This is a genomic window from Streptomyces carminius (genome assembly GCF_002794255.1).
Lineage (GTDB): Bacteria > Actinomycetota > Actinomycetes > Streptomycetales > Streptomycetaceae > Streptomyces > Streptomyces carminius.
Genome location: NZ_PGGW01000038.1, coordinates 183,147 through 204,079, shown reverse-complemented (window position 1 = coordinate 204,079; position 20,933 = coordinate 183,147). Strand labels below are relative to the sequence as shown.

The 20,933-nt window shown below is 75.9% G+C and carries 16 protein-coding genes; 15 read left to right on the top strand and 1 reads right to left on the bottom strand.

Annotation, left to right across the window (positions count from 1 at the left end; all coding sequences use genetic code 11):
* Positions 1-41: 41 nt before the first annotated feature.
* Positions 42-1,376 carry a COG1470 family protein gene (locus tag CUT44_RS33490; RefSeq protein ID WP_100200262.1) on the bottom strand — a complete coding sequence of 445 codons (1,335 nt, stop codon included), beginning with the start codon at positions 1,374-1,376 and terminating at the stop codon, positions 42-44.
* A 214-nt stretch (positions 1,377-1,590) separates the two neighbouring features.
* Here CUT44_RS33490 and CUT44_RS09835 point away from each other — a divergent pair, with 214 nt between their 5' ends.
* From CUT44_RS09835 to CUT44_RS09770, 15 genes are all read left to right on the top strand, one after another.
* The gene (locus CUT44_RS09835) at positions 1,591-2,214 is read left to right on the top strand and encodes a helix-turn-helix transcriptional regulator (protein ID WP_100200261.1); all 624 of its coding nucleotides are present in this window, start codon (positions 1,591-1,593) and stop codon (positions 2,212-2,214) included.
* A gap of 159 nt (positions 2,215-2,373) precedes the next feature.
* A complete protein-coding gene (locus CUT44_RS09830) occupies positions 2,374-5,610 on the top strand; it encodes a DUF11 domain-containing protein (protein ID WP_158239552.1) in 3,237 nt (1,078 codons plus the stop codon).
* A 16-nt stretch (positions 5,611-5,626) separates the two neighbouring features.
* On the top strand, positions 5,627-6,352 hold the full coding sequence (locus tag CUT44_RS09825; protein WP_100200259.1) for a DUF4255 domain-containing protein: 726 nt from the start codon (positions 5,627-5,629) through the stop codon (positions 6,350-6,352).
* The gene (locus CUT44_RS09820; protein ID WP_408646696.1) at positions 6,349-8,514 is read left to right on the top strand and encodes an ATP-binding protein; all 2,166 of its coding nucleotides are present in this window, start codon (positions 6,349-6,351) and stop codon (positions 8,512-8,514) included. The genes CUT44_RS09825 and CUT44_RS09820 overlap by 4 nt, the downstream gene beginning before the upstream one ends.
* A 159-nt stretch (positions 8,515-8,673) precedes the next feature.
* Positions 8,674-10,272, top strand: a complete 1,599-nt coding sequence (locus CUT44_RS09815; protein ID WP_100200258.1) for a phage tail sheath family protein — start codon at positions 8,674-8,676, stop codon at positions 10,270-10,272.
* A 65-nt stretch (positions 10,273-10,337) separates the two neighbouring features.
* Entirely contained in the window at positions 10,338-10,784 is a 447-nt protein-coding gene (locus CUT44_RS09810; RefSeq protein ID WP_100200257.1) for a phage tail protein, read from the top strand.
* The gene (locus tag CUT44_RS09805; RefSeq protein WP_199185551.1) at positions 10,784-11,260 is read left to right on the top strand and encodes a hypothetical protein; all 477 of its coding nucleotides are present in this window, start codon (positions 10,784-10,786) and stop codon (positions 11,258-11,260) included. The genes CUT44_RS09810 and CUT44_RS09805 overlap by 1 nt, the downstream gene beginning before the upstream one ends.
* Positions 11,257-11,412, top strand: coding sequence for a DUF6760 family protein (locus tag CUT44_RS33485; RefSeq protein ID WP_199185550.1), 156 nt, complete (start codon positions 11,257-11,259; stop codon positions 11,410-11,412). Before CUT44_RS09805 ends, CUT44_RS33485 begins: the two co-directional genes overlap by 4 nt.
* Positions 11,413-14,164: 2,752 nt before the next feature.
* On the top strand, positions 14,165-14,440 hold the full coding sequence (locus tag CUT44_RS32685) for a hypothetical protein (protein ID WP_146252155.1): 276 nt from the start codon (positions 14,165-14,167) through the stop codon (positions 14,438-14,440).
* Positions 14,441-14,548: 108 nt separating this feature from the next.
* Positions 14,549-14,971 carry a phage tail protein gene (locus tag CUT44_RS09795; RefSeq protein WP_100200255.1) on the top strand — a complete coding sequence of 141 codons (423 nt, stop codon included), beginning with the start codon at positions 14,549-14,551 and terminating at the stop codon, positions 14,969-14,971.
* A gap of 68 nt (positions 14,972-15,039) precedes the next feature.
* A complete protein-coding gene (locus CUT44_RS09790; RefSeq protein WP_100200254.1) occupies positions 15,040-15,759 on the top strand; it encodes a CIS tube protein in 720 nt (239 codons plus the stop codon).
* On the top strand, positions 15,746-17,536 hold the full coding sequence (locus tag CUT44_RS09785; protein ID WP_100200253.1) for a VgrG-related protein: 1,791 nt from the start codon (positions 15,746-15,748) through the stop codon (positions 17,534-17,536). Before CUT44_RS09790 ends, CUT44_RS09785 begins: the two co-directional genes overlap by 14 nt.
* Positions 17,536-17,985 (top strand): GPW/gp25 family protein, encoded by a 450-nt coding sequence (locus tag CUT44_RS09780; protein WP_100200252.1) that lies wholly within the window; start codon positions 17,536-17,538, stop codon positions 17,983-17,985. The genes CUT44_RS09785 and CUT44_RS09780 overlap by 1 nt, the downstream gene beginning before the upstream one ends.
* Positions 17,985-19,937, top strand: a complete 1,953-nt coding sequence (locus tag CUT44_RS09775) for a putative baseplate assembly protein (protein ID WP_100200251.1) — start codon at positions 17,985-17,987, stop codon at positions 19,935-19,937. Before CUT44_RS09780 ends, CUT44_RS09775 begins: the two co-directional genes overlap by 1 nt.
* On the top strand, positions 19,934-20,542 hold the full coding sequence (locus CUT44_RS09770; RefSeq protein ID WP_233221085.1) for a phage tail protein I: 609 nt from the start codon (positions 19,934-19,936) through the stop codon (positions 20,540-20,542). Before CUT44_RS09775 ends, CUT44_RS09770 begins: the two co-directional genes overlap by 4 nt.
* The last annotated feature ends 391 nt before the right edge of the window (positions 20,543-20,933 follow it).

Genomic DNA, 20,933 nt, shown 5'->3' with positions numbered 1-20,933 from the left:
GTACCGGCGGAAACCACCGGCCCGGCCCCGGACCGTACGGGTCAGCCGCCGTCGGGCGACGCCGAGGAGAACGGGACCGAGGTGCCGTTGACGAAGACCGACTCGGCGCAGGTGCCGGGCGGCGGGGCGTCCGGAGGGCTCCCGGGCCTGCGGCAGGTCACCGTCATCACGATCTCGCTGCCCGGCGGCGCCTCGATGGGCGTCACCCAGTGGTTGTCGTAGCTGCGGAAGTTCTCCAGCGCCAGTGAGGTGACCGTCCTGTCGTCGATGGTGACCCGCAGGGTGCCGGTGTCGCCCTGCGGGGCGTCGGCCACGATGTCGGTGATCAGCAGCATCCGGTCGTCGGGCACCCGGAAGACCTGCCGGTCGCTCCCGCCCGGGGAGACCCTGGTCTCCAGCACGGTGGCGAACTCCACCCCGCCGCCCTCCCGGGCGCTCCCGCCCCCCGTACCGCCCTGCCGGCCGGTGCTGCCGCCGCCGTCCGTCTGGCCCTCGCCCCCGGAGCCGCCGGGCCCGGCGCCGCCGTCGGCCGCTCCCCCGCCGGGGCCGCCGTCCTGGCCGCCGGACGCGGAGGGAGACGGCAGACCCGAGGTGTCCGTGGCCTCCTCGATCGCGGCGTCGGCCTGCTCCCGGGCAGCCGAGCGGACCGAGGGCAGGACCAGCGTGAACCACAGCAGGAGCAGCGCGATGAGCAGCGCGAGCAGGGCCAGCAGCCAGTAGGGGAGAACCGGCTGCTGGACGTACACGCCCTCGGCGGTGACCGGCTCCTCCTCGTCCTCCCCCCGCACCCGCGCCTCGAACGGATGCGGTACGGCCGCCCCGAACCAGAGCAGCTTGCGCGACCGGGCGGTCAGGTCGGTGAAGGTCTCCTCGCCCGGTTCGAGGGTGAGCGTCTCGGCGGACAGGGAGTGGCCCACCTCCTCGGAGGCCCCCTCGGCGGAGAGCAGCACCGACACCGGTGTGTTGCCGAGGTTCGCCACCCGTAACTGGAACCGGGCGCGCAGCCGCCGCTTCCGCTGGGCCGGCAGCACCTCCGCCGCCAGTTCGCGGAACGGCAGCACCGTCACCCGGCCCTCGGGGACCACCGCTCCCCCGGGGCGTTCCGAGGGCAGCACGCGGACCGCGTACGGCACCTCCCCGGCGCGCACCTCCGGGGAGCGCGGCGGCCGGAAGACCAGCGTCACGGTCCCCTCGGTCCCCGGGTACAGCGAGAGGGTCCGGGGCTCCACGGCGGTCCACTCCGCGGTGTCGCCGACGACGGTGAATCCGTAGGACTCGACGATGTCCCCGCTGTTGCGCACGTTCAGGACGACGTGCCGCTCGTCGCCCGGGGCGACGGAGACGGAGGAGTGGTCCACATGGGCGGTGGTGCTCATGGCCGCCGACTGTAGGCAGCCGCCGGGCACCGCGCAGGGCCGGAAAGGGAACCCATCGGGGCAGTCCCGGAGGCTGTTAGGCCGCCGTTATGGGCCTGGCAGGAGCCGTTCCGCACACTGGGCGCAGCCGAACGCCGTACCCGGGCCCGGCCGTACCGCGCTCTTCCACACCTTCCCGTGCCCTCCCGTGCACCCGTCTTCCCCGAGGAGTTCCGTGGAACGCGTCGCCGTCTGCATCCACACCGACGACCCGATCTCACGTTCGGGTCTGCTCAGCCAGTTACGCACCTGCCCCGAGCTGCGGATCCTGCCTCCGGAGGAGCAGGACCGCGCGGAGGTCCTGCTGGTCGTGGCCGACACCGTCGACGATCCGACGGCCGCGCTGCTGCGCCGGCTGCGCCGCACCACCCCGGCCCAGCTCGTCCTGGTGGTCTCACGGGTGGACGACACGGGGCTGACCACGGCCGTCGAGTGCGGGGTGGTCGCCCTGGAGCGGCGCAACGAGGCCACTCCGGCCAATCTCGTCAGGGCGATCGTCTCGGCCGCGCGGGGCGGGGGCAGCATGCCGCCCGACCTGCTGGGCCGGCTGCTGGAGCAGATGGGCCGGCTCCAGCGCCGGACCCTGGACCCGCGCGGGCTGGCCTTCTCCGGTCTGCAGCCCCGGGAGATCGAGGTGCTCAGGCTGGTCGCGGAGGGATTCGGCACCCGGGAGATCGCCGAGCACCTGGCCTACTCCGAGCGCACCGTCAAGAACGTCCTGTACGACGTCACCAACCGGCTCCAGCTGCGCAACCGCTCGCACGCCGTGGCGTACGCCATCCGCGAGGGACTGATCTGACCGGCCTGCCCCATCGGGCAGCGCGCTCTTCCCCATCCCCCGTCCAGGCGGCCACTGCGCGCCGGACGGGGGACACCGAGGATGGGCGGCGATCCGGAAGTCCCGGGAATCCGACGACCCGAACGATCCGACCGCAGGCGGGTGCCCCCCGTCCCCCTGATGGGATACCAGCTGGTGCGTCCTCTCGACCGCGGACCGGGCGGCAGGCTGTGCACCGCCGTCCTGGCGTTACTGCTCCTCGTCACGGGCGGCGTGCTCGTGCAGCTGCCCGCCGCGCCCGCCCAGGCCGGCCCGGACGGCACCACGGCCCCGGGCCGGATCGCCTACGGCGGGACCCAGCACCGCAGCATCGGCACGGTGGACCCGGGCGACACCGGGCGGAGCGGCCCTCTCTTCCCGGACGGGCCGCAGCACCACGACGACGAGGTCTCGGCCAGGGGCGACACCCTCGTGTGGACCAGCCTGCGCGACTCGGCGCGCCCGCAGGTGTACCTCAGGAGGGGCGACGGCCCGGTCGTCCGGCTCACCGACTCCGCCGAGGGCGTACGGCATCCGGTGCCGTCTCCCGACGGCTCCCGGGTGGCGTACGCGGCGACGGCGGACCGCCCGGACGGCGGCCACGACATCTGGGTGGTGGACGCCGACGGGAGCGACCCGCGGCGGGTGACCGACGGCAGGGGCGACAACGTCTGGCCCACCTGGTCCCCGGACGGCGAATCGCTGGCGTTCAGCGGGAAGCGGGGCACCGGCGGCGACTGGCAGATCTACCGCGTCCCCGCCGCCGGCGGCGCCATCGACCAGCTCACCGACGACGCCGTGGACGAGGAGGCGGCCCGGACCGAGGATCTCGGCAACCTCCAGCCGTCCTGGGACCCGGTCGCGGCGCACGACCGCATCCTCGTCACCTGCCGCTACTCCCAGGGTGCGGGTGACGAGCCCGCCCGGCTCAAGGTGATCCCCGCCTCCGGAACACTCGGCACCACCGGTGTGGAGATCCTGCCCGGCCAGGACTCCCGCCAGGGCAGCTGGTCCCCGGACGGCACCTCCGTGGCGTTCGTCAGCAACTCCCTGCCGGGCGGTCCCACCGGCGCCGGCGCGCCGGACCGGGTCTACACCGTGGAGGTCGGCGCGGACGGCAGCGCCGGGACGCCACTGCTGCGGCTGGCGGAGGACCGGCTGGTCGCCGGCCCCACCTGGTACCCGCCGGGCGGGCAGGGGCTGCTGGTCAGCCGTACCACGGCCGCGACCGCCGCGACCATGAACCTGATGGACGTGCTCCCCGACGGCTCGGACCCGCGGGACCTCCGGGTGCCGCTGCGCGACCTCAACCAGGACCGGGCCTACGGCTACAGCCCCGCGGACGTGAGCCAGCAGTACTCGCCGGACGGCCGCATGATCGCCTTCACCCGGGTGGACTACGAGAACGACACGCGGCGCAGCCGGGTGTGGCTCGCGGGTGCCGACGGCAGCGACCCCCGGCCGCTGCCCGACGAGGCCACCCCGGCGACGGCCAGCACCGGCTTCCCCGCCTGGTCGCCGGACGGCACCCGGATCGCCGTCACCCGGTCCTGCATCCCCTGCCGCATCGACACCGAGATCGCGGTGCTCGAGGTGGCCACCGGACGGCAGCTCTACGTGGTCCCCTCCACCGAGGAGCAGTCCGAGACCGAGCCCGCCTGGTCCCCCGACGGCGCCACCCTGGCATTCGCCCGGCAGGTGCCCACCGGGGAGGGGCAGGAGGACATCTCCCACCTGTGGACGGCCGCGGCGGCCGACGGCGGCGGGCAGCGGGACCTCACCGCGGTGGACGATCCGCTGGGCGCGCGGACCCGGGAGAGCCACCCGGCGTACTCCCCCGACGGCGCCACCCTGGCGTACTCCCCCGCCGGGCGGCTCGGCCTGGTCGGCGCGGACGGCACCGGCCCGCAGCCCCTCCCCGATCCGCAGGGCGTCTGCCGGGTGAGTGAGAGCTACGGCGACGGCTGCGGCGATCCCGCCTGGTCGCCGGACGGCACCCGGATCGCCGCGAGCGGCATGGAGGAGGCGACCGCCACCCCCCACGACCCCGAGACCGTCCGCCGGTACATCGCGCTGGTGGACCCGGTCACCGGCGAGGCGCGGCGCGTCACGGGCGCGCGCTTCCGCGGCGCCGCGGGCGAGGACGGGCAGCAGGTCGCGCCCACCTGGCAGCCCACCTCCGACCTGGGCACCGAGCTGGCCGTACCGCCCGAACCGGTGACCGAGGGCGAGACCGGGAGCCTCGTCGTTACCGTCGTCAACCGGGGGCCGGCGCCCTCGCCCGGTACCGTGCTGACGATCGGCGTCCCCGAGGAGCTGCGGCCGGCCGGCACCGTGCCCGGCACCGGCAGCTGCACCGAGGACCTCCACTGCGACCTGGGCACCCTGCCGTCCGGTCAGGTGGTGCGCGTCGAGCTGACCTTCACGGGCAACACCCCGGGCACCTTCCCGGTCACCTGGACGGTCGGCGGCACCCTGCCCGACCCCTACGAGCCCGACAACCGCGGGGACACCCAGGTGGTGGTCACCGAGCCGGCACCGCCCACCTCGCCCCCGCCGAGCCCGTCACCCTCCCCCTCCCCCTCCCCGAGCGTTCCTCCGTCACCGAGCGCACCCCCGAGCCCCGGTCCGACGCCCGGCAGCCCCTCCGCCCCTCCCCCGCCCGCTCCGCCCACCCTCCTCCCGCCCGGTCCGCCCAGGCTCGCCCCGTCCGCCGACCCGGCGGTACGGCTCACGGTCACCCCCGATCCGGCGTACGTCGGCGGCCTGGTCACGGCCACCTACCGGGTGTCCAACGGCGGCGCGCGTCCGGCGGCCGGAGTGCGGGTGCGGCTGACGCTGCCCTCCGGCGTCCCCGTCTCCCGACGGCCCGCACAGTGCGACGCGCGGCTGCTGTGCCGGGTCGGTGACCTGGCGCCCGGGACCTCACAGGTGCTCCGGGTGGTCCTCGCCCCCACCTCCGCCGGGGCCCTGCGCCTGACCGCCCGGCTCACCAGCACCGGGCCCGACGCCGAAGCGGGCAACAACCGCGCGGTGGAGACCGTACGGGTGCTGCGGCCGCGCATCGAGGTGGTGCCCGAGGTCGGGCCCCCCGGTTTCGTCACCAGTGTGCGCGGCAGGGACTTCCCGCCCGGCGTGCCGGTGCGGCTCACCTGGGAGCCCGGCATCACCCCCGCCTCCCGGCCGGCGGTCCCGGGGGCCGACGGCACCTTCACCGCGCAGCTGCTGATCCTGCCCAACGACGCGCGCGGCCCCCGCACCGTCACCGCCACCGACGCCCGCCCCACCGGCCCGGCCGCCCTGGCCCCGGCGACGGCGGAGTTCCTGGTGGTGGACCGGACACCGGACCCGCCGCTGTTCGACAGCCGGAACTTCTGACGGAAGGCGGCACCGTGTGATCCACGAGGTGGACGACGCCCTGCAGTCCCTGCTCACCGCCGACGTCCTGGCCGGCACCGGGGTGGAGGTCGTCTTCGAGGCACCCACCAGGGAGTGGGCGGCCCGGCGCAACGCGCCCACCGTCAACCTCTTCCTGTACGACATCCGCGAGTCCGTCGTCCACCGGCAGCAGGGCCGGGTGCCCGAGTACGACGCTGACGGGACGACGGTCGCGATCCACTCGCCGCCCCGCTGGTTCGCGCTGTCCTACCTCGCCACCGCCTGGACCAAGCGGCCCCAGGACGAGCACCGGCTGCTGTCGGTGCTGCTCGCCGGGCTGCTGCCCCATCCGGTGCTGCCCGCCGACCGGCTGTCGGGCTCCCTGCGGGCGCTCGGCCTCGCCGTCCCCTGCGACATCGCGCGGCCGCCCGGTGAGGGGCGGGCGCTGGCCGATGTGTGGAGCGCGCTCGGCGGGGAGCTGAAGCCGTCCCTGGACCTGGTCGTCACCGCCCCGCTGTCCGCCGGCCGCCGGGTGGCCGCCCCGCCGGTGACCGACGCGCTGCTGGTGCGCGCCGTCGACGCCTCCGGGGGCCCGCTGGAGACGCCGGCGCGCGAGGAGGTCCGGCGGCCCCGCTACGAGGGCGACCGGGAGGAGCCGGGCGCCCCGGCCGTCCCGGTCGGGACGCGCCGGGTGCGCGGCGAGGCCGCGCGCCGCCCGCCGCCCGGACCGGTGCCCCGGTGACGGCCGCCACGGAGGACCGGCCGGAGACCGGGACGGAACCGCAGGAGACGGGGGGCGGGCCCCCGGCGGGGCTGCTCCATCTCACCGCCCGGCTGCGGGCGGCCGAGCGGCGGGTCCACCGTGCCGTCGGGGAACGCCGCCGCGCCGATCCCCGGCCCGACGACCCCATGCGGGGGCTGTACCTGTCGGAGGAGGCCGTGGACCGGATCCTCGCCTCGGCCCCGCCGGACCCGGCCCCCGCCGGACCCGGTCCCGGCGGGGCGGCCCGCGACGAGGCCGAGGCGCGCGCCGACGAGGCCGAGGCCGCCGGAGCGCGGCTGCCCCTGCGCGCGCTGGCCCGCGGCTTCGCGCTGACACCTCTGGACGTCGAGCTGCTGCTGATCGCCCTGCTCCCGGACCTCGACGGCCGCTTCGAGAAGCTGTACGGCTACCTCAACGACGATGTCACCCGGCGCCGCGCCGGCGTCGGGCTCGCCCTGGAACTGGCCGGTGCCGGGCCGCTGCACGCCGCGGCCCGGGCCCGGCTCGCCCCGGGCGCGCCGCTGGTGGACGGCGGACTGCTGCTGGTCGAGGAGGAGGACCGGCCCTTCCTCTCCCGTTCGCTGCGCGTACCCGACCGGGTGACCGCGCATCTGCTGGGGGACGACACACCCGATCCCCGGCTGCGCGGACTGCTCACCCCGCCGACCCCGCTGCCCTCGCCGCGGGCCGACCGGCTGGGCGACGCGCTGCGGGACGGCGTACGGCTGGTGTACCTGCGGGAACGGGCCGGCGGCTCCGCGGTCTGCCTGGCCGCCGCCGCCCTGGCCGCCGCCGGCCGTCCCGCCCTGGGGCTGGACCTCGCGGCGCTGGCCGCCGGGCCGGACCCCGAGGCGGCGCTGCGCGCGCTGGCCCGGGAGGCCCGGCTGCGGGGGGCGGGGGTGGTGGCGGGCCCTGTCGACGTCCTCGCCGGTGCGGGTGCGGGTGCGGGATCCGGGGCCGGGCCCCCGGGGCCGGCGGGGCTGCTGCGCACGCTGGCGGGCCTGCCCGTGCCCGTCCTGCTGACCGGCCGGTGCGGCTGGGACCCGCTGTGGGCCGAGGACGGCCCGCTGCCGCTGACGGCGCCCCCGCTCACCGCCGCCGAGCGGGCGGCGCTGTGGCGGGACGCGCTGGACGGCGCCGCGCTCGCCCCCGGCACCGAACCGGCCGCGGCACTCGCCCCCTTCCTGCTCGGTCCCGAACAGGTGCGCCGGGCCGCCCGCACCGCCCGGCGGCAGGCCCTGGCCGAGGACGGCGGTCCGGTCTCCGCGCGCCATCTGCTCTCCGGTGTGCGGGCGCAGAACGCCGCCGGCCTGGAGCGGCTGGCGCGCCGGGTGGAGCCGTCCGTCGGCTGGGACGACCTGGTGCTGCCCCGGGACACCGCCGTGCAGCTCGGCGAGCTGGCGCTGCGCGCCCGGCACCGCGACCGGGTGCTGGGCGACTGGCGGATGCGTCCGGGCGGCGGGCGGGGCCGGGGGGTGATGGCGCTCCTCGCCGGCGATTCGGGCACCGGCAAGACCATGTCCGCCGAGGTGGTCGCGGCCGATCTCGGCCTCGACCTGTACGTGGTGGACCTCTCCTCGGTGGTGGACAAGTACGTCGGTGAGACGGAGAAGAACCTCGAGCGCATCTTCACCGAGGCGGCCGAGGTCAACGGGGTACTGCTCTTCGACGAGGCGGACGCCGTCTTCGGCAAGCGCTCGGAGGTCTCCGACGCCCGGGACCGCTACGCCAACCTGGAGAGCGCCTACCTGCTCCAGCGGATGGAGTCCTTCGACGGCATCGCCGTGCTCACCACCAACCTGCGCGCCAACCTCGACGAGGCCTTCACCCGGCGGCTGGACGTGGTCGTGGACTTCCCGCTGCCCGACGCCCCCCTGCGCCGGACGCTGTGGGACCGCTGCCTGGGCCCCGTCGTGCCGCGTGCCGACGACCTCGACCTGGACTTCTGCGCCCGCTTCGAGCTGGCCGGCGGATCGATCCGGGCCTGCGCGGTGACCGCCGCCTATCTGGCGGCGGAGACCCGCCGGCCGCTGCGCACGGCCGATCTGGTGACCGCCGTGCAGCGCGAGTACCGCAAGCTCGGACGGCTGGTCCTGGCCGGCGAGTTCGCCCCGTACCCGGTGGGACGGCAGGAGGGCTGACGGCGCTCCGGCCGGGCCGCCATCGCGTGCGGAGCCCTCCGTGCCCCTTCGGGCATCCGTCCCTGCGCCGTTCAGGTGCCCCGTCGGCCGTTCTCGCCGGGACCGCGCGTGGGCGAGGCTGCGGAGCGAACCGGTTTGCCCCCTCGAAGAGGAGCAGGAATGCCGTCGTATCTGTCACCCGGCGTCTACGTGGAGGAGGCGCCGGGCGGACCCCGCCCGATCGAGTCGGTCGGGACCTCCGTCGCCGCCTTCGTGGGGTTCGCCGAGAAGGGGCCCTTCCACACTCCGACGCTGGTGACGAACTGGAGCCAGTTCACCCAGACGTTCGGCGACTTCGTCGACGGGTCGTACCTGGCCCACTCGGTCTACGGCTTCTTCGCCAACGGCGGCGGCATCGCCTACGTCGTCCGGGTCGGCGACCGCGGCGGCCGGGCGGACGGCGGGACGGACGGCAAGGCGGGTGGCGGCGCGGGCGGCACCAGGGGGTCCGGAGGCCGGACCAAGGAGCTTGCCGCCGGGGAACCGGTGGCGCTGGGCTCCTTCCGGGTCGCGGCCCGGCCGGGCTCGGGCACCGACCTCACCGTCGAGGTGACCGACCCGGACGCGGAGGACGCCGCCGACGACCACTTCGCCCTGGTCGTCCGGCAGGGCGGCAAGGAGGCCGAGCGGTTCGACGTCTCGGCCAGGAAGAACGCCAAGAACTACGTGGTCGGCCAGGTGCGGGAGAAGTCCGCCCTGATCGTGGTCACCGAGGGCGGTACGGGCACGGCGGCCCGGCCGCGCAAGCAGAGCGTGTCCGTACCCGCCGCCGCCCCGGAGCCCGGCACCGGCGAGGCGCTGCCGGCCGAGGTCGGGCCGCGGGAGTACATCGGGGACGCCGACGAGCGCACCGGGTTCGGCGGGCTGGAGGCGATCGACGAGATCACCATGCTGGCCGTGCCCGACCTGATGGCCGCCTACCAGTCGGGGCTGATCGACGAGGAGGGCGTCAAGACCGTCCAGCTCGCCATGATCTCCCACTGCGAGCTGATGGGCGACCGGCTGGCCGTGCTCGACCCGCTGCCCGAGATGACGCCGCGCCAGGTACGTCAGTGGCGGCAGGAGGGGGCCGGCTACGACTCCAAGTACGCCGCGCTCTACTACCCCTGGATCAAGGTCTTCGACCCGGCGACCGGCCAGAACCGCTTCATGCCGCCGAGCGGTCACGTACTGGGCGTGTGGTCCAGGAGCGACACCGAGCGCGGGGTGCACAAGGCCCCGGCCAACGAGGTGGTGCGCGGCGCCGTCGAGCTGCAGACCCTCGTCACCAAGGGCGAGCAGGACCTGCTCAACCCGATCGGGGTCAACTGCATCCGGGCGTTCCCCGGGCGCGGCATCCGGATCTGGGGCGCCCGCACCCTGTCCTCCGACCCCGCCTGGAAGTACGTCAACGTCCGGCGGCTCTTCAACTACCTGGAGGAGTCCATCCTGCTGGGCACCCAGTGGGTGGTCTTCGAGCCCAACGACGAGTACCTGTGGAGCACCATCCGCCGCAACATCTCCGCCTTCCTGATGGAGGAGTGGCGCCGCGGGGCGCTCTTCGGCGCCACCGCCGGCGAGGCGTACTACGTCAAGTGCGACTCCGAGACCAACACCCCGCAGACCATCGACTCCGGCCAGGTGATCTGCGAGATCGGGGTCTGCCCCGTGAAACCCGCCGAGTTCGTGATCTTCCGGCTGGCCCAGTTCTCCGACAGCACCAGCCTCGTCAACGAGTGAACCCTCCCCTCTTCCCTCATCTCCCCAGCACTCCCGTCGGCGGCGGGGAAAGGCGGTAACGGCACATGGCACAGGAGACCGGCGACACACTCGCCACACACACGTTCAAGGTCCAGCTCGGCGGTGTCCAGGTGGAGACCGTCCAGGAGATCAGCGGACTGTCCATGGAGCTGGACAGCATCGACGTCGTCCAGATCACCCAGCAGGGCCAGCTGCTGGTCCGCAAGCTCCCCGGCGCCCGCAAGGGCGGCGAGGTCACCATCACCCGGGGCATGGACCAGGCCAGTTCCTTCACCGAGTGGATCAAGAAGACCTTCCAGCAGGGCGACATCAGCGCGGCCCGCGAGCAGCTGAGCATCATCTTCACCGACGCCAAGGGCGGCCAGGACCGGACGATCAACCTCAAGAACGCCTGGGCCAACCGCTGGGAGGGGCCCAGCCTGAAGGCCGGTGACGCCCAGCCGGCCACCGAGCGGGTCACCGTCGTCTTCGAGGACATCGAGTTCAACTGATGCGACGCAGCGCCTCCGGTGCCGCTCCCCCGCCTCCCGGCGGCACCGACTCCGACCCCTTCCGTACCGGACCGGCCGGCCCGCCGCGGGCGGCGGCCGCGGAACCGATCAGAACCGAGTTCGAGTTCGAGCTGCCGCGCGGCTACGTGGACGAGTCGGGCACCGTCCACCGGCACGGCGCGATGCGGCTGGCCACCGCCCGCGACGAGCTGCTGCCCCTGGCCGACCTGCGGGTGAAGGAGAACCCGGCCTATCTGTCGGTGGTGCTGCTCGGTCTGGTGATCACCCGGATCGGGACGGTCACCGACGTGCACGGCGGCGTGGTGGAGAAGTTCTTCGCCTCGGACCTGGCCTTCCTCCAGGACTTCTACCGGCGGATCAACGCCGAGGGCCACACCCGGGCCGCGGTGACCTGCCCGGAGTGCGACTCCTCCTTCGAGGTCGATCTGGCGGGTGGGCGCCTGGGGGAATCGTGACGTACGCGGCCGACCGGCTCTACGAGGAGGCCGCGTACATCGCCTACCACTTCCACTGGCCGCGGGAGCAGATCCTCGATCTGACCCACGCCGAGCGGATCCGCTGGGTCCGCGAGATCGCCCGGATCAACACACGTGTCAACGAGGGGTGAGTGACGGAACGTGGCACTGCGGCACCGTCTGGGTCTCCGGCGCTCCCGGCGCCCGGCGGCCGGCCCGGCTCCCGCCGCGGGTGCGCCGGAGACCACCGGTGCGCCGGGGACCGCCGACGTGCCTTCCCGGCCCCCGGCGGACGGCGGGTGGCGGGCCGTACCGCCACCGCGGCGCACCGCGGCGGAGCAGCCCCTGGTGTCCGACCCGCTCGGTTTCCGCGCCGGGCTCCCCGCCCACCGGTCACCGGTGTTCCGGACCGAACTCGGACACCTCGTCGATCCGCTGGCCCCCTCGGGGCTGGTGCACACCGTCGCCCGGCGGACGGCCGGCACGCCCGTGCGGCGTGCGGCGGACACGGAACTGACGCACCGCCGGGGCGGTACGGCGGAGGCGGAGGTGGAGGCCGGGCAGCGGACGGCGGAGACGGAGGTGGAGGCCGGGCAGGCGTCCGGTCCGGTGCCCGGACCCGGCCGGAGTCCCGCCGCCGGACGGGCGGCGGCTTCCGGCTCCGGGCTTCCGCGGTTCACCGTGAGCCGCGCCCCGGCCCCCGGGCCCGCCGGGCCGTCCCGGCTCCCGCTGACCACGGCCCGCTCGGCGGCACCGCCGGCCCGCCGGCTCGCGGCCCTGCCTCCCCGCCGCGGTGCCGCGGGCGGACCGACGCCCCCCGCCGGGGAGAACACGCGGAGGGGACCGGACCGTTCCCGCCCGGCTCCCGGCCCGGCGGAGACCGGTCCGCCCCGGCCCGCCGGACAACCGTCCGGGCCGGCCACCACCGGGTCCCCGGCGCCGGAGTCCAGGACGGGCCTCGGCGCTCCCCTGCCCGGGCTGCCGCCCTCCGCCGCGCCCCGGCCGGACGGGCGGGCCGACCGGCGGACCGCGCCGCCGCGCGGAGTACCGGGCGGCACGCCGGGCGGTGCCGCCCCGGCTCCGGGCCCGGTGCCCGGCCCGACGGTGGCCAGGCGTCCCTCCGCGCCGGCCGCACCACAGCGGACGGAGCCCCCGGCCCTCCCCCTCTCCCCGGGGCGGGAGGGGCCCGTACGCCCCGGTCTGGGCGAGCCTCTCGGGGAGACGGCGGCCCGGCCCGGCACGTCCCGGCCGACGGGAGCCCGGAGGCGTGCGGAACCGCCCGGCGCCCCCGCACCGCGGGAGACGGCCGAACCGCCCGGTGCCGGTACGCCTCCGGGCTCCCGTCGGCCGGCACCACCGTCTCCGCCTTCCCCGCCCCGGCCGGGTCCGGCCGGGACCGACTCCGTCTCCTCCTCCCCCTCTCCCCCTCCTCCTTCTCCCGCCTCGGAGCCGCCGGCTCCCGCGCCTCCGGGGCAGCCGGAGGGACCGGCCCGGACCGGACGGTCCGGCCCCCCGGCCGTCCAGCGAGCGCCCCGCGACACCCGGAGCACGGGGCCCGTCCGGGACGCCTCCTCCGCCACGCCCCCGCCGGCGGCACCGGACGGGCCCGCCGTCGCGGGGCCGGACGCACCGGGAACGGACGCGGCGGAGCCCGCCGCACGGGTCCGTCCGACCATCGGCGCCGAGGGCCCCGGGCAGCGGACCGGCCACGGGACACCCCAGCGGACCCGGCTCCCGGGCCCCGGCCCGGACGCTCCGGCCCCGGGAGCCGCGGACGAGGCGCTGCCACTGCCCCGGCCGCGCACCGCGGCCGGAGGCGGGAGCGAAGGAGACCGGCCGGGGAGGCCGGCGGCACAGAGCGGCGACGGACGGGGCGGCGACGGACGGGGCGGAAAGCACCCGGTACCGGGCGGCGTGCTGTCGCCCGGAGCGCCCGTACGGGTGCTCCGGCTCCTCGGCGACCGGCCGGTGCGGCCGGTGCTGGGCGCGGACACCGCGCCGGGCCCGGCTCCCGCCGTCCAGCGGGCCGCCCCGGTGGTGGTCCCCCTGCGCCGGGAGCGTCCCGGTGCGGAACGCCCGGACACCGACGTCCCGGGGCCGCCCGCGCGGGGCGGCCGTTCCGGAGACGGCCGGAACACCGCCGCGGCGGAGCCGCCCGGCGCCCTCCCGGTGTCCCCGGCTCCGGTTCCGGCCGGAGCCGGGGACACCGGCCCGTCCACCGCTCCCCCCGGCACCGCGCCGGGCGGCCGGGGTCCGGGGATCCTGCGGCGGGCGCTGCGCCGCACCGGCCCACGCGCCCCCCGCCGTGCCACCGCCGACGGCCCCGCGGCGACCGGCCGGGAGCCGGCCGGCCCCGGGCGGCCCGGCACACCCGCCGCTCCGCCGCAGGCAGCGGTAGCGCCCTCCCCCGCGGCCGGCAGCGCCCCGGCCGGCACCACCGTGCAGCGTCTCGGTACGCCCGCCGTCCCGGTCCGTCCTGCGCCGGCCCCGTCCCCGTCCGTCCCGCACCGCACCGCACCGATCCCGGGCCCGGCGGCACCTCGCACGGCGGGACCGGCCACGGTCCCCCACCCGCCGACGGTCCGGCCACCGACCCCGCCGTCCCCGCCGAACGCCCGTCCGCCGGGCCCGGCTGGCCCGGCTGGCCCGGCTGGCGCCGCACCACCGGCACCGGGCGGGCCCGTCGCACCGGCGACCGGTTCCGGTGGTGCGCCGCCGTCCACGGTCGTCGTGGCCCGGCGGACTCTGACCGGCCCCCCGGCGAGAGCCGTGCCGGGGCCGGGCCCCGGCACGGTCCGGCCCGCCTCCCCCACCACTGCCTCTGCCTCCCCGGCGGCCGGCGGCGCTCCCCGGACAGGCACGAACCGTTCCCCGCGCACGGCCCGGACGGCCGTCCAGCGTGCCGTGCCCGGGTCGCCGGACCGGCCGTCCACCCCCGGGGCCCCGCCGGACGCCGACGCGGCCCCGGACACCGCCGCCGTCGTCCCGGGGGCCGCGGGGCGGGACGGGAACGGCGGCGCCCCGGCGGCGCCGGACGGTGACGCGGTCCTGCGGGCCCTGGACCCCCAGCACATCGACGCGCTGGCCCACCGGCTCGTCGGCCCGCTGGGCAGGCTGTTCCGGGCCGAGCTGCGGCTCGGCCGGGAACGTGCCGGACGGCTGCTGGACGGTGGCCGGTGACCCCCGCGGCCGGCGCCCGTCGGCACACCGGCACCGAGAAGCACCGCACCGGGACGAACGGACCGGCCGCAGGGGCCGGAACGCCCGAGAGGACGGAGAGACCGCACCATGTCCACCACGGATCCGGGCACGAGCGTCCACTTCAGGCTGCAGATCGACGGCATCGACCTCGGTCCGTTCAACACCTGCACGGGGCTCGGCGTCGAGGTCGAGGTGGAGCGGCGGGTGGAGGGGGGCAACAACGACTTCGTCTGGCAGCTCCCGTCCAGGATCACCTACCCGGCCGTCACCCTCACCCGGCCCCTGACCGCCGACTCGGCCAAGGTGATGCGGTTCCTCGCCTCGCTGCCGCAGCAGGTCAACCGCGGCACCGCGCAGATCACGGCGCTGCGGCCCAACCTGAAGGAGACCATCGTCCAGTGGTCCCTGCGGGACGTGGTGGTGGTGGGCTGGACCGGACCCTCCTTCGACCCGTCCCGCTCGGAGGTGGCGACCGAGAGCATCGAGCTGGCCCACCACGGCTTCCTGTGACCCTCCGCCCGGCCGTCCGGCCGGCCCCCGAAGAGACGAGCGGAACCACAAGCGGAAGGAAGCGCGCGATGGCCACTCGGGCACGTGCCAGGCTGACGGCGTACGAGCCACCCAAGAAGCCCGGCAAACCGCCCGGCGGGATGCTGGGGTCCCCGATCTCGTTCCAGTTCAACCCCGAGACCCTCACCCTGAGCAAGGGCGCGCAGTGGATCCGCCACCGGGCCCGGAGCGCCCGGCAGGTGGGCGTACCGGAGTTCACCGGCTCGCTGCCGCGGCGGCTGGGCGTGGAGCTGTTCCTGGACGCCACCGCCACCCACGACACCAGCGTCCAGAAGGCCGTGGAGACCCTGCTGAGCTGGTGCGTGCCCACGGCCCGGAGCATCGCGGCCAAGGCGGCGTCGGCACCGCGGGTGAAGTTCTCCTGGGGGTCGTTCGACAGCGTGTCCTTCTTCGGCTACCTGGAGGAGGTCAACGCCTCCTACTCGCTCTTCGACGCCGACGGCACCCCGCTGCGGGCCACCTGTGCCATCCAGTTGACCGAGGCCGGCGACCCGACGCCCCGCCAGAACCCCACCTCCGGCTCTCCCGGCGCCCACCGCACGCACCGGCTGGTGGCGGGCGACTCGCTGGAGGCCCTCGCCCACGAGGAGTACGGCGACCCGACGGCCTGGCGGGTGATCGCCGAGGCCAACGGGATCGACGACCCGCTGCGGCTGCGCCCCGGCGCGGAACTCCTGGTCCCGTCGGCGGACGAACTCGGGGGCGGGGTGACCGATGGCCACCGGTGAGAACACCAACACCTTCGTCGTCCGGGCACCCGGCCCGCTGCCCCCGCCCTGGGACGAGACGCAGCTCCGGGTGGACGTCGAGGAGAGCAACACCCTGCCGGCCGTGGCGCAGCTGCGCTTCCCCGACCCGCACCGCAAACTCCTGGAGGACACCCGCATCGAGATCGGCAGACCGCTCACGGTCCACGTCAAGCCCGGCGACGGCTCCGGGGAGCTCCCGCTGTTCAACGGCGAGGTGGTGTCGCTGGAGGCCGAGTACGACGCGGGGGTGGGCAGCTTCACCACCGTACGGGCGATGGACCGCTCCCACCGGCTGCAGCGCGGCCGCCGGGTACGGGGCTTCGTCGGCCGGAAGGCCTCCGAGATCGCCCGGGAGGTGGCCGCGGCGGCCGGCGTCCCGGTGGGCCGGATCGACCCGACCGCCACCGCCTATCCGCTGCGGACCCAGGCCAATGTGACCGACTGGGAGTTCCTCGCCGAACTCGCCGGGGAGAACGACCGCGAGATGGGGGTGAAGGACGGGAAGTTCTTCTTCCGCGCTCCGGTGCCCGCCGCCTCGGCCCCCAACCCCTCCGGCGCGGTCGAGGAGAGCCCGGTCGGCATCAAGATGGGCGAGAACGTGCTCTTCGTCCGCTCCGCGGTGACCGCCGTGAACCAGACCGCCCGGGTGGCGGTGCGCGGCTGGGACGTCAAACGGAAGAAGAGCCTGCACGCCCAGCGGAAGGTGACGGCCGGTGACGGACTGCGGATCGGCCTCACCCCTCCGAAGGCCGTCGCGCCGTTCGAGTCCTCCCGGCCCTCCGAGACGCTGCTGACCGACTTCCCGTACCGGACCGACGCCGAGGTGAAGGCGGTGTCCACCGCGGCCGCCGCCGAACTGGCCGACTCCGTGGCCGAACTGGAGGTAGTGGTCCTGGGCAACCCCCGGCTGCGGGTCGGCACGCCGGTCCTCCTGGACCACGCGGGCAAGCCCTTCGACGGCAAGTACACCGTCACCGCGAGCCGGCACACCTACCGGCCGGGCGACGGCTACCAGACCTGGGTCACCGTCAGCGGGCGCCAGGACCGCACCCCGTACGGGCTGGCCTCGGGCGCGTCCGCACCGGCCCGCTCCCCCCGCGTCCCCGGGGTCGCCGTCGGCGTCGTCACCGATGTGAAGGCGCCGCGCGAGCACCGGGACCAGGGCTGGGTGCGTCTGAAGCTGCCCTGGCTGTCGGACGACTCGGGACGGGAGAAGGCGTACGTGACCGACTGGGTGCGTACCGTCCAGCTGGGCGGTACGGGCGGCGGCGGGGTCTTCAGCCCGGAGGTGAACGACGAGGTCCTGGTCGCCTTCGAACAGGGGCTGCTCGACCGGCCCTATGTGATCGGCGGGCTCTACAACGGGGTCGACAAGCCCACTCCGGACTCCCTGGCGCTGGTGGACGGCCGCAGCGGCAAGGTCAACCGGCGGTCCTTCGCCTCCCGCGGCGGCCACCGGGTCGAGCTGCTGGACGCGGTGCCCGGCCCCGCCGGCGTACGGCTGCGCACCCACCGGGACCGGCTCTCGGTCCATCTGGACCAGCAGAACACGGTGATCACCGTGCACAGCGACGGCAAGGTCACCGTCTCCGCGCAGCAGGAGGTCACGGTCACCGGACGGGGCATCACCCTGGACGCCGGGAGCGGTGAGCTGAAGCTGACCGGCCGGTCGGTCTCGGTGAACGCCAGAAGAGGCATGGAACTGAACGGCGGCACCAGTTGTTCGGTGAACGCCAGGATCGTGGAGATCAACTGATGGCCGAGCAGTTCATCGGGGCGGGCTGGGCCTTCCCCCTGCGTACCGGACCCACCGGGGGCATCGCCCTGGTCTCGCGCGACCGGGAGATCGCCGAGTCCGTCCGGCTCATCCTGGCCACCGCGCCGGGCGAACGCCCCATGCGGCCGGAGTTCGGCTGCGGGATCCACGAGTACGTCTTCGCCCCCGCCGACGAGAACACCGCCGGGGCCCTCTCCTACGAGGTGCGCCGGGCCCTGGACCGCTGGGAGCCGCGGATCGAGGTCACCGAGGTCGGCGTCGTCCCCGACGCCCGGCGGCCCGGCACCCTCTACATCGACATCCACTACGTCCACCGCGGCACCAACGACCCGCGCAACCTGGTGTTCCCCTTCTATGTGATCCCCTCGCACGAGTCCGGGGCGGCGGACGGGGCCGACGGCCCCGACGGCCGGGAGGAGGCCCGCTGATGGCCCTGCCCTCCCCCAACCTCGACGACCGCCGCTTCCAGCAGCTCGTCGACGACGCCAAGCGGTTCGTCCAGCAGCGCTGCCCGGAGTGGACCGACCACAATGTCTCCGACCCCGGTGTCACCCTCATCGAGGCGTTCGCCCACATGACGGACCAGCTCCTCTACCGGCTCAACCGGGTGCCGGACAAGAACCACCTGGCCTTCCTCGACCTCCTCGGCATCACGCTCTTCCCGCCGGCCCCCGCCCGGACGGACGTCACGTTCTGGCTCTCCGCCCCGCAGCCCGGGCCGGTGGTGCTCCACGAGGGGACCGAGGTCGCCACGGACCGCACCGAGACCGAGGAGGCGCGGGTCTTCGCCACCACGTCCGACCTCACCGTGGTGCCCTGCGAGTTCACCCACCTCCTCACCGAGGCGGCGGACGGACGGCCCGTGGAGCGGACCGACCTGGTCCTGCACGGGCAGGACGTCACCTGCTTCGCCGAGGCCCCCGCCCCCGGGGACAGCATGCTCGTCGGGCTCTCCGCCGCGGTGCCCGGCTGCGCCGTGGTCCTGCGGCTGGACAGCAGGGTCGAGGGCGTCGGTGTCGACCCGCGCCAGCCCCCGCTGCGCTGGGAGGCCCACGACGGCTCCGAGTGGCGGCCCTGCGAGGTGGACGAGGACACCACCGGCGGGCTCAACCGGCCCGGCGACGTGGTCCTGCACGTGCCCGCGAGCCACGCCCGGACCTCGCTCGCCGGGCGCCGGGCGGGCTGGCTGCGCTGCCGGGTGGTGCCGGCCGAGGAGGGCCAGCCGTTCTACTCCGCCTCGCCCACCGTCCGCGGTGTCGAGGCGTTCACCGTCGGGGGCACCACACAGGCGGTGCACGCCGAGACCGTGGACGGGGAGGTCCTCGGCGACTCCGGGGGCACGCCCGGGCAGCGGTTCACGGTGGGCAGGCCCCCCGTGGTCGCCGACGGCACCCCCTTCGTGGTGGAGGTCTCCGACGGCGCCGGCTGGCAGGAGTGGACCCGGGTCGACTCCTTCGGCGACTCGCTCCCCGGCGACCGCCACATCCGCCTCGACCCGACCACCGGGGAGGTGTCCTTCGGCCCCGCCGTGCGGGAGCCCGACGGCACGCTGCGCCACTACGGCGCGGTGCCGCCCAGGGGAGCGCGGATCCGGGTGCGCCGCTACCGCACCGGCGGCGGACGGTCCGGGAACGTCGCACGCGGGACGCTGAGCGTGCTGCGCACCTCCATCCCGTACGTGTCCCGGGTGGAGAACCGCCAGGCCGCTGCGGGCGGGGTCGACGGCGAGACCGTGGCGGGCGCCAGGCTGCGCGCCCCGCTCCAGCTGCGTGCCCAGGACCGCGCCGTGACGGCCTCCGACTACGAGCTGATCGCCCGCCAGGCCGCCCCGTCGGCCGCCCGGATCCGCTGTGTCCCCGCCGAGGACGCCGCCGAGGCCGGCGGGGTGCGGGTGCTCGTGGTGCCCGAGGTGGTCGCCGACACCGGCGACCGGCTGCGCTTCGAGCAACTCGTGCCGCCCGACGAGATGCTCGCGGGCATCGCCGCCCACCTCGACGCGCGCCGCGCGATCGGCGCCCGGCTGCTGGTCCAGCCGCCCTTCTACCAGGGCGTCACCGTGGTGGCACGGCTCGTCGCCGCTCCCGGTGTCCCGGCGGGCCGGCTGCGGGAACGGGCGCAGGACGCCCTCTACCGCTATCTCAACCCCGTCGTGGGCGGCCCCGACGGCGACGGCTGGCCCTTCGGCCGGCCCGTGCAGACCGGTGAGGCCCACTCGGTGCTGCAGAACGTCCCCGGTGTGGAGCTGGTCGACGACCTCCGGCTCTTCGCCGCGAACCCCCTCACCGGGGAGCGCAGCGACGTGGGCGACCGGATCGACCTGGAACGCCACGCGCTGGTCTTCTCCTACCGGCACCAGATCAGGGTGGAGGAGGGGCGGTGACGGAGGCGGCGGAGACGGCGAGGGATCCCCGTCCGGCACCGGACGAGCACACCTCCCGGCGTCTGGGGACCGAGGGACTGCTCTCGCCGCACCCCTTCGGCGCGCGGCTGCCCGCCCCCTACGCCGAGGACGCCTTCGCGCAGCGGTTCGTCTCGGCCTTCGACGAGGTCATGGCGCCCGTACTGGCCGTACTGGACTGCCTGGAGGCCTACTGGGACCCCCGCCTGGCCCCCGAGGACTTCCTCCGGTGGCTGGCGGGCTGGGTCGCGGCCGACGCGGACGAGAGCCGGCCGCTCGCCGAGCGCCGCCGGGCGGTGGCGGGGGCGGTGGAACTGCACCGGCTGCGCGGTACGGCGCGCGGGCTGGCCGAACAGGTGCGGGAGGCCCTCGGCGTGGAGGTGGAGGTCACCGACAGCGGGGGCGCCGCCTGGTCGGCGGCGCCGGGCGGTGACCTGCCGGGATCCCCGGAGCCCTTCCTCCGGGTGCGGGTGCGGGGCGACGGCCCCGGCGCGCCGTCGATGACACGGCTGACGGCCCTCGTCGACGCCGGCCGTCCCGCCCATGTGCCTTACACGATCGAGTCGGCGGGCCCTGAGGAGCGATGAGGAACGGTGAGAAGCGCTGAGGCCCCGCCCGCGGGGACGGGGCACGGCAGAGGGGACCGGCGCGCGGTGGCAGCGCGCCGCGGGACGGGGAGGACGGCCGGATGACGACCTGCGAGCAGTGCGGCGCGGCGGTGGGCGGCGGTGACTCCTTCTGCGGCGAGTGCGGGGCCTTCCTGGACTGGAGCGGTTCCCGTCCCGCCGCCGCGGCGGAGGCGGAGCCGGAGCCGGCTCCCGGCCCGGTGGCGCGTCCGGACGGCGGCACGAGCGGCGGTGCCGACGGCGCACCGGACACCTCACCGCCTCCCTTGCCGGATCCGCGGACGGAACCGCCCCGGCCCGGGAAGGCCCCGTCACCGCCTCCCGCCGCCGGTCCTCCGGACGGTTCCGCGGT

Bases quoted from the DNA above. Each gene is read 5' to 3' on its own strand.
- CUT44_RS33490 (WP_100200262.1), bottom strand. From the start codon at position 1,376: ATGAGCACCACCGCCCATGTGGACCACTCCTCCGTCTCCGTCGCCCCG.
- CUT44_RS09830 (WP_158239552.1), top strand. From the start codon at position 2,374: ATGGGATACCAGCTGGTGCGTCCTCTCGACCGCGGACCGGGCGGCAGG.
- CUT44_RS09815 (WP_100200258.1), top strand. From the start codon at position 8,674: ATGCCGTCGTATCTGTCACCCGGCGTCTACGTGGAGGAGGCGCCGGGC.
- CUT44_RS09810 (WP_100200257.1), top strand. From the start codon at position 10,338: ATGGCACAGGAGACCGGCGACACACTCGCCACACACACGTTCAAGGTC.
- CUT44_RS09805 (WP_199185551.1), top strand. From the start codon at position 10,784: ATGCGACGCAGCGCCTCCGGTGCCGCTCCCCCGCCTCCCGGCGGCACC.
- CUT44_RS09795 (WP_100200255.1), top strand. From the start codon at position 14,549: ATGTCCACCACGGATCCGGGCACGAGCGTCCACTTCAGGCTGCAGATC.
- CUT44_RS09790 (WP_100200254.1), top strand. From the start codon at position 15,040: ATGGCCACTCGGGCACGTGCCAGGCTGACGGCGTACGAGCCACCCAAG.
- CUT44_RS09785 (WP_100200253.1), top strand. From the start codon at position 15,746: ATGGCCACCGGTGAGAACACCAACACCTTCGTCGTCCGGGCACCCGGC.
- CUT44_RS09780 (WP_100200252.1), top strand. From the start codon at position 17,536: ATGGCCGAGCAGTTCATCGGGGCGGGCTGGGCCTTCCCCCTGCGTACC.
- CUT44_RS09775 (WP_100200251.1), top strand. From the start codon at position 17,985: ATGGCCCTGCCCTCCCCCAACCTCGACGACCGCCGCTTCCAGCAGCTC.